A 13,287-nucleotide genomic window follows, 5' to 3' on the forward strand; every position below is an offset into this window, starting at 1 on the left:
AATCAGATGGGGTACGGGGGGTCAGGCGCCGCGGAGCGCCTCGACGACGGGGGCGAACGCCTCCTGGTGGGCGTCCATCACGGTGAAGTAGGACAGCCCGTACCTGTCGCGCAGCTCCTGGATCCGGTCGATGATCTGCTGGACGGAGCCGATCAGCAGCAGCGGCGACCGCTCCAGCTCCTCGCGCGGGATCGGCAGCTGGGTGGCCTGGATGTGCGAGATCGCGGCGTCCCGGTCGTCCGTGACGACCACGGCCTGGAGCAGCAGGTTCCGTTCCACGCGGTCGGCGCGGTCACCGGCGTACTCCTCGAACGCGGCCACCCGCCCGGCGAACTCGGCCTCGGAGATCGGCCGCAGCCCGCTGAACGCTGTCGGGTCGTACCGCATGCCGATGAACCCGACGATGTCGGCCTGCTCCGCGGCGATCCGCAGTACCCGGTTGCCGTTACCCGCGATCAGCAGCGGCAGCGGGCTCTGCACCGGCGCCGGCTGCGCCTCCGGCGAGTCCAGGATCGCCCGCAGCGCCCCGAGCGTCGCCTCAAGCGTGTCCACCCTGTCCTTGGGCGTGCCCGGGTCCAGGCCGAGTGCGGCGAACTCGGGATGCGAATATCCGGTGCCGAGCCCGATCTCGAGGCGACCACCGGTCAGCCGGTCCACTGTGGCGATCTCGCGGGCCAGCAGCGGCGGGTGGTAGAACCCGGCGTTGAGCACAAGCGTGCCTACCCGCAGGCCGGTGGTGGCCGCAGTGGCGACAAGTGGCGGGAACGGCGCGGCGAGGCCCAGGTGGTCGGCGACGAGCAGGATGTCGTACCCCTGCGATTCCACGTCCCGGGACACTTTCTCCCAGTGCGCGGCGTCCCCCGGGGCTTCCAGCTTGCCGAGACCGAAGCGGAACGGTCGGGTCATGACTCCTCCATCAGAAAGGCGCGGACGGCGGCGGCGGTGCCGGCGGAGTGCTCCTCCAGCACCGAGAAGTGGTCGCCGGGCAGGTCGGCGGTGGCATGCGGCAGGCGCCAGAACGCGCGCCAGTCCACGTCGCCCGGCGTCCCCGGCAGCGGATCGGTGGCGCGCAGCAGCAGCGTGCGGGTGGCGATCGGGTCCGGCTGCCAGGCGGCGAACGCGCGCAGGTAGCCGCCCATCGTGGTCAGGGCGGAGTCGGTCAGGCCCAGCTCCAGCTCGTCGCGGCGGCCGAGCATCGCGTTGATCATGGCGGGCAACCACCACTCCATGCCGGGCAGCGCGCCGGTGTCCATCGGGTAGCTGTCGACAAGCACCAGCCCGGCCGGGGTGAGACCACGGCCCTCCAACTCCGCGGTGACCGCGTGCGCCACGCACCCGCCGAGCGACCGGCCCAGGACCGCGAACGGGCGGTCCCCGGCCAGCGCCTGCACGGCGTCGGCCTGCATGGACACGAACGCGGCAGCGGAGGCGGGCAGCGCGGCGCCGTCCGCGTACCCGGGCGCGGGCACGGCCCAGACGTCCCGGTCCCCGCGAAGCGCCCGGCCGAAGCGGGCGTACTCGTGCGGGCCGGAGAGCGCGGTCAGCGCCGGGAAGCAGATCAGCGCCGGGCCGTGCGGGCCACGGGCCAGTGAGACCGGCGGGACGGCCCGATCCCGGCCGTCGGTGAACATCTCCCGCAGCCGGGACGCCGCGATCAGCACCTCGGTTGCGGCGCCGATCTGCTGCGCCTCGCACAATCGCAGGTAGAGCGCGGTGACCGGTTCACCGGGGGCCGCCGGCCGCCCCAGCGTGCGTAGGTGGGCGGCGAGTGCGGCCGGGGTCGGGTGGTGGATTGTGGCGGCGCCGGGCAGCGTGAGACCGGTCGCGGCGGTGATCCGGGCGCGCAGCTCGACCGCGGTCAGCGAGTCGAGGCCGGCCTCGACGAACGCCTGGTCCGGGGCAACCTCGGCGGCATCGGCATGGCCGAGCACGGCGGCGGTCTCGGCGCGCACCAGATCGAGCAGGTCCGGGGCGGATGTTGGTCGCCGCTCGACGTACGTCGCAGGTGCACCAGCATCGGTGGCCGGCGTGCCTCCTCGACTAGCCGGGATCTCCGCATCCGTGACCGGCGTGCCCACCCGTGTCACCGGCGAGCCTGCGCGGGTGATCATGGCGTCCAGCCAGTAGCGGCGGCGTTGGAAGGGATAGAGCGGCAGCGACACCCGCGCCGGGCGTGGCTCACCGAGAACGGCCGCCCAGTCCACCGGCACGCCGTCCGCGTGCGCCTGGCCGGCCGCGGTCAGCAGCGTCGACGCTTCCGGCCGGTCGCGGCGCAGCAGCGGAGCGCGCAGCACCGGCTCGCCGTCAAGCGTGTCCGCGACCAGGCCGCTGAGCACCGCGTCCGGGCCCAGCTCCACGAATCGGGTCACCCCGGCCCGGCGCAGCCGCCGCACCACGTCCAGGAAACGCACCGGCTCGCGCGCATGCGCAGCCCAGTAGTCGGGCGTGCCCAGCTCGCCCGGCTCCGCGAGATCACCGGTCAGGTCTGAGACGAACGGCGTCTCCGGCTCGTGGAACGTCAGCTCCTTCGCGACCCGGCGCAGGTCGTCAAGCATCCCGTCCATCCGGTGCGAGTGGAACGCGTGGCTGACCCGCAGCCGTGTCACCCGCCGGCCGCGCTCGCGGAACACCGCGGCCGCCGTCAGGACCGGCTCCTCGTCGCCGGAGAGCACCAGCGCGTGCGGCCCGTTCACCGCGCCGATCGCGGCGCCGGGCAGCAGTTCGCGGAGAGCCTCCTCCTCGGTTGCCTCGACCGCGACCATCGCGCCGCCGGACGGTAGCGCGGCCATCAACCGGCCGCGTGCGGCGACCAGCCGGGCCGCGTCCGCAAGTGACAGCACACCGGCCACGTGCGCGGCGGCGAGCGCGCCGATCGAATGGCCGGCGACCAGGTCCGGGCGGATGTTCCAGCTCTCCAGCAGCCGGAACAGGGCCACCTCGAGTGCGAAGATCGCGGGCTGGGCATGGCCGGTGTCGTGCGGGTCCGCGGTCTCCGGCAGGCCGCCGAGCGCGTCGCGGGCCTCCTCCCACGCCGTTGCATAGGCCGGGAACCGTCGGCGGAGTTCGGCGCCCATGCCGATCCGCTGGCTGCCCTGCCCGGTGAAGAGGAACGCGGTACGGCCGCTGCCGGTCGCGGCGCCGGTCGTGACGGTGGGGTGCGGGCGACCGGCGGCGAGCGCGGACAGGCCGGCCCGCAGATCGTCCGCGTCGGCGCCGGTCACCACCGCGTAGTGCGGGTGCCGGGCACGCATGGTGGCAAGCGAGAACGCGATGTCGGCCGGGTCGGCCGCGACGGTGAGCAGCCGGGCGGCCTGCTCCTGGAGCACACCGCCCGCACGCGCGGACAGCACCCACGACACCGGGAACCGCTCCGCACCGACCGGCCCGGCGTTCCTCTCCGCCTCCGGCCGAGGCGTGGGCGGCGCCTGTTCCAGGACGACGTGTGCGTTGGTGCCGCTGACCCCGAACGCGGAGACCCCGGCCCGGCGCGGTTCCCCGCCGGCCGGCCACGGCATCGGCGCGGTCAGCAGCCGTACCCCGCCCGCATCCCAGTCCACGTGCGGGGTGGGGGCGTCCACGTGCAGCGTGCGCGGCAGCACGCCGTGCCGCAGCGCCTGCACCATCTTGATCACCCCGGCGACCCCGGCGGCCGCGGCCGTGTGCCCCAGGTTCGACTTCAGCGAACCGAGCCACAGTGGATGGCTTGCCGGCCGGTCGCCGTAGACGGCCTGGAGCGCCTGGACCTCGATCGGATCGCCGAGCGTGGTGCCGGTGCCGTGGCCCTCGACCGCGTCCACGTCGCCGGGCGCAAGTCCGGCCGCGTGAAGCGCACTCCGGATGACCCGCTGCTGGGCCGGCCCGTTCGGCGCGGTCAGTCCGTTGGAGGCGCCGTCGGAATTGACCGCGCTGCCGCGTACCACAGCGAAGATCTGATGATTGTTGCGCTGAGCGTCGTCGAGCCGTTCCAGCAGCAGCACGCCCGCACCCTCGGCCCAGCCGGTGCCGTCGGCCGCGGCTGCGAACGCGCGGCACCGCCCGTCCGGGGACAGGCCGCGCTGCCGGGAGAACTCGATGAACCCGGCCGGCGACGACATGATCGTCACGCCACCGGCCAGTGCCAGGTCGGCCTCGCCGGAGCGCAGTGCGTGCGCGGCCAGGTGCAGCGCGACCAGCGAGGACGAGCATGCGGTGTCGACGGTGACGGCCGGGCCCTCCAGGCCGAGCGTGTAGGCGATCCGGCCGGACGCCACGCTCGGCAGGTTGCCGATGCCGAGGTAGCCCTCCAGGTCGCCGGCGGCGAGGCCGGGCCGGGTGTGGTAGTCCTGCGCCGTCAGTCCGATATAGACGCCGGTGCGGCTGCCGCGCAGTGACGCCGGGTCGACGCCCGCGTCCTCGAACGCGGCCCACGCGGTCTCCAGCAGCACGCGCTGCTGCGGATCGGTGGCCAGGGCCTCACGCGGCGAGATGCCGAAGAAGCCGGCGTCGAAACCGGCCACGTCCGGCAGGAAGCCGCCGTGCCTGCTGTAGCTTGTGCCCGGCGTGGCCGGGTCCGGGTCGTAGAGCGACTCCGTGTCCCAGCCGCGGTCCGCCGGCCACGGGCCGATCGCGTCGCGGCCCTCGTCGACCAGCCGCCACAGCTCGTCCGGCGAGGTGACGCCACCGGGCAGCCGGCAGGCCATGCCGACGATCGCGATCGGCGCGGTCAGCGCGGACTCCAGCTCCCGCACGCGCCGTTGCGCCTCCCGGCTGTCCGCCAGCGCGCGCCGCAGGTAGTGACGTAACTGCTGCTCATCGGCCATCGTCGCCCGCCTCCATCAGCGCGAAGAGTTCCTCGTCGGTCGCGGTGTCCAGATCGATGCCGCCGTCGTCCGGGCCGGTGGCGGAGAGCCGGGTGACGAGCGCGCGCAGCCGGGCCAGCGTCTCCGGCGTGTGGTTCGCGGTCTCCAGCGCGGTCAGCGCGTCCGCCACCGGATCCCCACCGGCGAACTGAGCGCTCAGATAGGCGGCGAGCGCGGCCGGTGTGGGCCGGTCGAAGAGCAGCGTCACCGGCAGCCGCAGCCCGGTCGCGGCGTTCAGCCGGTTGCGCAGGTCGACCGCGGTCAGCGACTCGAAACCGAGATCCTTGAAGGCGGCCTCCGCGCCGACCTCGCCGGAGTCGTCATGGCCGAGCACGTCCGCGGCCTGCGCGAGTACCAGTTCCAGCAGCGCGGCACCCCGATCGCCGGGTGCCAGGGCGGCATATCGCGACGGCTCCACGGCCGGAACCGCCTCGGTCTCGGCCCGGACGAACTCGACCTGCGGCGCGACCCCGGCGTCCAGCCAGTACCGGCGGCGCTGGAACGGATAGGTCGGCAGCGCGACCCGCCGCGGGCGCAGACCCGCAAAAGCCTGATCGAATCGCACGGGTACGCCGTGCGCCCACACCGCCGCCGCCGAGGCCAGGAACCGATCCGGTCCGCCCTGGTCGCGCCGCAGCGTCTCGGTGGCCAGCACACCGGCCGCGCCCCGCCGCTCGGCCGTCTCCTGGATGCCGGTCAGCAATACCGGATGCGGGCTGACCTCGATGAACAGCGTGTGCCCCGTCGCGATCAGGTCGTCCACCACAGGCGCGAACCGGACCGTCTCGCGCACGTTGCGGTACCAGTAGTCCGCGTCCAGCACGCCGCCGTCGACCAGCCCGGCCGTGACCGTGGAGTACAGCGGGATCCGGGCCGGACCGGGCAGGACCGGCGCGAGCCGGGCCAGCAGCTCCTCGCGCACGTCGTCGATGACCGGTGAGTGCCCGGCCACGGTCGCGGCGCGCACCCGGCGGGCACGAACACCGTCGGCCGTCGCCGCGTCCAGCAGCGCGGTGAGCGCCGGCTCGTGCCCGGCGACGACCACCGCAGCCGGGCCGTTGACCGTGGCGACCGACAACTGCCCCTCGTGGCCGGCGATACGGCGCTCAACCTCGTCCAGCGGCAGCGCCAGCGACACCATGCCGCCGCGGCCGACCAGCCCGGCCAGGACCCGGCTGCGTTCGACCACGATCCTGGCGCCGTCCGCGAGGCTGAGCGCGCCCGCGTGGCAGGCGGCCGCGACCTCGCCCTGGCTGTGGCCGACCGCCGCGTCCGGGTGCACGCCGTAGGACTCCCAGAGCGCGGCCAGCCCGAGCAGCACGGCCCAGAGCGCGGGCTGCGCGACCTCGACCCGGTCCAGTGACGGCGCGCCGTCCTCCCGGCGGAGCACTGCGGTCAACGGCCAGTCCACGTAGGACGCGAGCGCATCGGCGGCCTCATCGATCCGGTGCGCGAACGCGGGCGCGGTGTCGAGCAGCGCGGCGGCCATGTCCGGCCACTGCGAGCCGTGGCCGGGGAAGACGAAGACCGTGCGTGGCGCGGGTACGGCCGCGCCACGGATCAGATTCCCGGCCGGCTCGTCCCGGGACAGCGCGCGGAGCCCCGCCTCGGCCTCAGCCGGCGTGGAGGCGACGATGACCGCTCGGTGGTCCAGGTGGGCGCGGTCATGCAGCGCGGAGTGGGCGAGACCGGGCAGGTCGGGGCCGGCGTGGCCGAGCAGCCGGCCGGCCAGGTCGCGGACCGCGTTGCGGCTGCGTGCGGAGAGCACGATCGGCAGCGCGCGGGGCGCCGTGGGCTCATCCGCGGGTAGGCCCGGCTTCGGACTGCCGTTCCCGTCCGCGTGCGGGTGCGGCGCCATCGCGGTCTCGTCCGCGGCCGGCGGCGACTCGAGGATCACGTGGGCGTTGGTCCCACTGACGCCGAACGACGAGACGCCGGCACGGCGCGGACCGGCGCCGGACGACCAGGGAACCGGCTCGGTGAGCAGCCGGACGCCGCCGGCGGACCAGTCGACCTCGGGTGAGGGCGCGTCCACGTGCAGCGTGCGCGGGAGCAGGCCGTGCCGCATCGCCAGGACCATCTTGATGATCCCTGCAACGCCGGCCGCGGCCTGCGTGTGGCCGATGTTCGACTTCAGCGACCCGAGCCATAGTGGGCGGTCCGCCGGGCGGTCCTGCCCGTACGTGGCCAGCAGCGCCTCCGCCTCGATCGGGTCGCCGAGCCGGGTGCCGGTGCCGTGGCCCTCCACCGCATCCACGTCCTGCGGGCGCAGACCTGCCGCGTCCAGCGCGCGGCGGATCACCCGCTGCTGGGCCGGCCCGTTCGGCGCGGTCAGGCCGTTTGACGCGCCGTCGGAGTTGACAGCGGTTCCCCGTACCAGCGCGAGAATTCGGTGGTTGTTGCGCTCGGCGTCGCTGAGCCGTTCGACCAGGAGCAGGCCCACACCCTCGGCCCAGCTGGTGCCGTCCGCTGCGGCCGCGTAGGCCTTCACGTGGCCGTCCGGTGCGAACGCGCGATGCCGGGACGTGGCGACCATGCCGTCCGGGGAGGCCATCACCGCGACGCCGCCGGCCAGCGCCAGATCGCACTCCCCCGCGCGCAGCGCCTGCGCGGCCAGGTGCAGCGCCACGAGCGACGACGAGCACGCGGTGTCGACACTCACCGCCGGGCCCTCGAAACCGTAGGTGTACGCGATCCGCCCGGACGCCACGCTGCCCGCGCTGCCGTTGTGCAGGTAGCCCTCCAGCTCCTCGGGCAGCGCGTGCAGACGGCCCGCGTAGTCGTTGTACATGACGCCCACGAACACGCCGGTCCGGCTGCCCCGCAGGGTGCGCGGGTCGATCCCGGCCGCCTCGAACGCCTCCCAGGACGACTCCAGCAGCAGCCGCTGTTGCGGGTCGGTGGCCAGCGCCTCGCGCGGCGAGATGCCGAAGAAGCCGGCGTCGAAGTCGGCCGCGTCGTGCAGGAAGCCGCCGTGCTGCGTGTACGTGCGCCCCGGCACCTCCGGGTCGGGGTCGAAGAGGCCGTCCAGGTCCCAGCCGCGGTTGTCCGGCCAGCCGGTGATCGCGTCACCGTCCGCGGCCACCAGGTCCCAGAGCTGCTCGGGCGAGGCGACACCGCCGGGCAGCCGGCAACTCATCCCCACGATCACGATCGGGTCGTCGTCGCCCGTACTTCTCGTCGTGGGCGGGACCGCCGTGGCCTCCGTGCCGAGCAGCCGCTCACCGAGGTGGCGGGCCAGATCGCCGGGGGTCGGATGGTCGAAGACGAGCGTGGCGGGCAGCCGTAGGCCGGTCGCGCGGGCCAGCCGATTGCGCAGGTCCACCGCGGTCAGCGAGTCGAAGCCGAGATCCTTGAAGGCCCGGGACGGCACGATGCCGGTGGCGTCCGCGCGGGACAGCACGGTCGCGGCCGCCGCGCCGACCAGCTCAAGCAGTGCCGCGTGCTTCCCGTGGGCGTCGAGCGTGCCCAGCCGGGCGGCCAGATCGTTCCCGGCCGAGGCGGGTGCGGCGCCGGCGGCCGGCCGTCGGGTGCGGACCAGGTCGCGCAGCAAGGCGGGTACGCCGCCCGCGTCCGGGTGCAGCGCGATCGGGGCGAGCAGCGGCTCCGGCCGGCCGCCCGCCGAGTCGAAGGCGGCCAGCGCGTCAGCGGTGCCGAGCGGGCGGATGCCCTGCCGTGCCAGGCGGCCGTGGTCGGCGCCGTCGAGGTGGTTGGTCAGGCCGCTGCGCTCGGCCCACAGGCCCCAGGCCAGCGACGTGGCGGGCAACTCCTGGGCGTGGCGGTGCGCGGCGAGCGCGTCCAGGAAAGTGTTGGCGGCGGCGTATCCGGCCTGTCCGGCGGTGCCGAGCAGGCCCGCGGCGGAGGAGAACAACACGAAGGCGGACAGGTCCGCGTCGCGAGTCAGCTCGTGCAGGTGCCAGGCGGCGTCGAGCTTCGGGCGCAGTACCGTCTCCAGGCGGTCGGGGGTCAGCGATTCCAGGACGCCGTCGTCAAGCGCGCCGGCCGCGTGCACGACTGCGGTGAGCCGGCCCGCGCCACCGATCAGCGTCCGGGCCTGGTCGCGGTCGGCGACGTCGGCGGCGGCGATCCGCACGGTCGCGCCGAGCGCGGTCAGCTCCGCGGCCAGCTCCGCGGCGCCGGGCGTCTCCTCCCCGCGACGGCCGGTGAGCAGCAGGTGGCGTACCCCGTGAACGGTGACGAGGTGGCGGGCGAGCAGCCGTCCGAGCAGCCCGAGGCCGCCGGTGATCAGCACGGTCCCGTCCGGGTCGAAACGCCAGCTCTCCGCGCCCGGAAGAGCATCGAGAAGCGCCAGCCGGGGTACGAGGAGCGCGCCGTCACGGAGCATGAACTGCGGCTCGTCGCGGGCGAGCGCTGTGGCGACCGCGGCCGGCAGCGCGTCCCGGGAGGCGGTCGTGCCGTCGAGCTCGGCAAGCAGGAAGCGGCCCGGGTGCTCGGTTTGCGCGGCGCGCAGCAGGCCCCGGACGGCGGCGGTGTCGAGGCGGTCCTCGATGACGATGACGAGCGGGCTCTCGTCCGGGCCGGCGAGCCGGTCCTGTACGGCCGTGAGCGTGCGCAGCAGCACGGCGCGGACCGCGGCGGGCAGATCCGGCGGCAACGCGGCCGCGGCCTCTCCCGGCTCCGCGTGCGACCCGGACTGTCCGGCGTCTTCATCTGCGAAGGCTCCCGGCTCGGCATACGACACCGCCGGCGGCCGGTCCGCGTGGAGCGGCAGTGGCGTCCAGGTCAGTCTCAGTGGGGCGGCGCCGGCCGCGCGCAGCCGGTCCGGCGTGACCGGCCGGGACGTCAGCGCGGCCACGGACACCACCGGCTCGCCGGCGCCGTCTACCGCGTCGAGCATGACTCCGTCCTCGCCCGCCTGGACCAGCCGCACCCGCAGCCGCGTCGCGCCGGACGCGTGCAGCCGCACGCCGGTGAATGTGAACGGCAACCGCACGCCGTCGGCGGGCACACCCGCCGGCCCGGCCGCGTCGGCGGCGTGGAAGGCGGCGTCGAGCAGCGCCGGGTGCAGACCGAACGCGCCGGCGTCCTCGATCTCGACCTCCGCGAACGTCTCCGTGCCGCGCCGCCAGACGGCCCGCAGGCCCTGGAACGGCGGCCGGTAGTCACGTCCGGCCTCGGCCAGCCGCTGGTAGAGGCCGTCGATCGGCACCGGCGTCGCGCCCGGGGGCGGCCACGGCGTGCCCGCGGCGAGCGCCGGCGGGACGGTCGCGGACGTGCCGGTGGTGGCCAGGACCGCTGTGGCATGCCGGGTCCAGCCGCCGCCGTCCGGCCCGGCGTGGATCTCCACGGTGCGGCGCCCGGCCGCGTCCGGCGCGCCGGTGCGCACCTGAAGCTGGACCGTCCCGTCGGCCGGCAGCACCAGCGGCGCCTCCAGCAGCAGCTCCTCGACGGTGTCGTGCCCGGTCTCGTCGGCCGCGGCCACAGCCAGGTCCAGGAAGGCGGTGCCGGGTAGCACGGCCTGGCCGAGCACGACGTGCCCGGCAGTCCACGGCTGCGACGCGGCCGACAACCGTCCGGTGTGGAACACGGTGTCCCCGTCGACCGGGCGCAGGACCGTGCCGAGCAGCGGATGGCCACCGCCGTCTACCGGCACGGCGGCGCGGCGGGTAAGCCAGTAGCGATCAGGTGCGAACGCGTAGGTGGGCAGCGGCAGCGGTGGACCGGGCTCGGCCGGGAGCACAGGCACGCCTGCCGCGAACGCCTCCGCGAGCGCGCGCCGGAACCGGGCCGGCCCGCCCTCCGCGCGGCGCAGCGTGCCGACCGCGGCCACCGAGTCGGGCAACGCGCCGGTCAGCACCGGGTGCGGGCTCATCTCCAGGAAGATCCGGTGCCCGCGCTCCTCGAGCGTCGCCACCGCCGGCCCGAACAGGACTGTCTGCCGCAGATTCGTGTACCAGTAGTCCGCGTCCAGGCCGGTGGTGTCCAGCCAGTCACCGGTGACCGTGGAGAGCAGCGGAACCTCCGCCGTGCGCGGCCGGACCGGCGCGAGCGCGGCCAGGATCTCCTCCCAAACCGCCTCCACCTGCGCCGAGTGGGACGCGTAGTCGACCGGGACACGGCGGTGGCGCACGCCGTCTGCCTCGCACGCGGCCTGCAACGCGTCGAGCGCGGCCGGCGGGCCCGCCACCACGACCGCGGACGGCCCGTTCACCACAGCGATCGAGATCGCGCCGTCCCAGGGCGCGATCCGGGCCTCGGCCTGCGCACGGGACAGTGCCAGCGAAACCATGCCACCCCCGCCGGACAGCGGCAGGATCGCACGGCTGCGCAGCGCCACGACGCGGGCCGCGTCGTCCAGGCTGAGCGCGCCGGCGATGTGCGCGGCCGCGATCTCGCCCTGGCTGTGGCCGACCACCGCGTCCGGTGTGACCCCGTGCGACTGCCAGAGCCGGGCCAGCGAGACCATCACGGCCCAGAGTGCGGGCTGGACCACGTCCACCCGGTCGAGCTCCCTCGCCTCCCGCAACACAGTGGTCAGCGACCAGTCCACGTAGGACGACAGGGCCCGCTCGCAGTCCGCGATCGCGGCGGCGAACACCGGCGAGGAGTCAAGCAGCTCCCGCGCCATACCGGGCCACTGCGCGCCCTGACCGGGGAAGACGAAGACCACGCGGCCGTCGCCGGTCGCGGTGCCGCGCACCAGGTCCGCGGACGGCTCCGGCGCGGCGAGCGTGTCCAGGGCGGCGAGCAGCGCGTCCCGGTCCGCGCCGAGCACGACGGCCCGCTCGGCGAATGCGGTGCGCGCCGCGAGCGCGCCCGCGACTCCCGCCGGGGTGAGGTCCGCGTCAGCGCGCACCGACTCCGCGAGCGCGGCACCGAACCGCACCAGGGCCTCGGGGGTACGGGCGGAGAGCGGCCAGGCGAGGAGGTCTCCGGGGGCCGGCGGGGTGGCCGAGTCTGCCACGGTGGCCAGAACCGGCACGGACACGGTGGTCGGGGCTGCCGCACTGCCCGGCACGGACGCTGTGCCCGGCTCTGCCGCGAGGGGTGAAGCGCCGGCGGCCCGCTCGGACGGGGAAGCCGGCACGGCCGCGGCGGACTGCGCCGGAGCCGGAGCCGCCTCCAGGATGACGTGGGTGTTGGTGCCGCTGACGCCGAAGGCGGAGACACCCGCGCGGGCCGGGCGCCCGGTCCGCGGCCAGGGCAGGCTCTCGGTGAGCAGCCGGACCGTGCCGGGCGACCAGTCCACGTGTGGCGTCGGCGCGTCCACGTGCAGCGTGGCCGGAAGTGTGGCGTGCCGGATCGCCTGGACCATCTTGATGATCCCGGCGACGCCCGCGGCAGCCTGGGTGTGACCGAGGTTCGACTTCACCGAACCGAGCCAGAGCGGCAGGCCCGGGTCGCGGTCCACACCATAGGTGCCGAGCAGCGCCTGCGCCTCGATCGGGTCGCCGAGCCGGGTGCCGGTGCCGTGCGCCTCGACCGCGTCTATGTCGTCCGGGCGCAGCCGGGCGTCGGCCAGCGCGGCCCGGATCACCCGCCGCTGCGCGGGCCCGTTCGGCGCGGTCAGGCCGTGCGAGGCGCCGTCGGAGTTGACGGCGGTCCCCCGTACCACCGCGAGGATCTGGTGGTTGTTGCGGCGGGCGTCGCTGAGCCGCTCGACCAGGAGCAGGCCTGCCCCCTCGGACCAGCCGGTGCCGTCCGCCGCGGCCGCGAACGCCTTGCAGCGCCCGTCCGCGGCTAGACCCCGCTGCCGGGAGAACTCCACAAAGATCGACGGGGTGGACATAACCGTCACGCCACCGGCCAGCGCCAGATCGCACTCCCCGGACCGCAGTGCGCGCACGGCCAGATGCAGCGCCACCGACGAGGAGGAGCAGGCGGTGTCGACAGTGACGGACGGGCCCTCGAACCCGAACGAGTAGGAGATCCGCCCGGACGCGACGCTCGCGGCGTTGCCGACCGCGACGTACCCCTCCAGTTCCTCGGGCACCGCCTGACCGGCGGGGGCGTAGTCGTTGCCGTTCGTGCCCACATAGACGCCGGTACGGCTGCCGCGCAGCTCGGCCGGGCGCAGACCCGCGCGCTCGAACGTCTCCCACGCGGTCTGCAGCAGCAGCCGGTGCTGCGGGTCGCTGGCCAGCGCCTCCCGCGGCGAGATGCCGAAGAAATCCGCGTCGAACACGGCCGGATCGGCAAGGAACGCGCCGTTGCGGGTGCTGGACGTGCCGGGCTGGTCCGGATCGTCGGCGAAGAGCGACGACAGGTCCCAGCCACGGTTGCCCGGAAAGCCGGTGATCACGTCGCGGCCGTCCGAGACCGCACGCCACAGCTCCTCCGGTGAGTCGATGTCGCCCGGGAAATGGCAGGCCATCGCCACGATCGCGATCGGCTCCCCGGCCCCCTCCCGCGCGGCCTCCAACTGCCGCCGAGTCTGGTGCAGCTCGGTGGTGACCCGCTCCAGCAGGTGCCGCATCCGGCCGTCGTT

2 protein-coding genes and 1 pseudogene are annotated in these 13,287 nt (G+C 74.9%); all 3 read right to left on the reverse strand.

Annotated elements, in window-relative coordinates:
- Positions 1 to 21 precede the first annotated feature (21 nt).
- Complete coding sequence (locus ACIA8K_RS23700) at positions 22 to 906, reverse strand: TIGR03621 family F420-dependent LLM class oxidoreductase (RefSeq protein WP_396062705.1); 885 nt, start codon at positions 904 to 906, stop codon at positions 22 to 24.
- On the reverse strand, positions 903 to 4,799 hold the full coding sequence (locus ACIA8K_RS23705) for a type I polyketide synthase (protein ID WP_396062707.1): 3,897 nt from the start codon (positions 4,797 to 4,799) through the stop codon (positions 903 to 905). Before ACIA8K_RS23705 ends, ACIA8K_RS23700 begins: the two co-directional genes overlap by 4 nt.
- Before the next feature lie 196 nt (positions 4,800 to 4,995).
- Positions 4,996 to 13,194: pseudogene (locus tag ACIA8K_RS23710) on the reverse strand (SDR family NAD(P)-dependent oxidoreductase); the annotation flags it as partial.
- Between the last annotated feature and the right edge of the window lie 93 nt (positions 13,195 to 13,287).

This window comes from Catenuloplanes sp. NPDC051500 (assembly GCF_044454585.1).
GTDB lineage: Bacteria > Actinomycetota > Actinomycetes > Mycobacteriales > Micromonosporaceae > Catenuloplanes.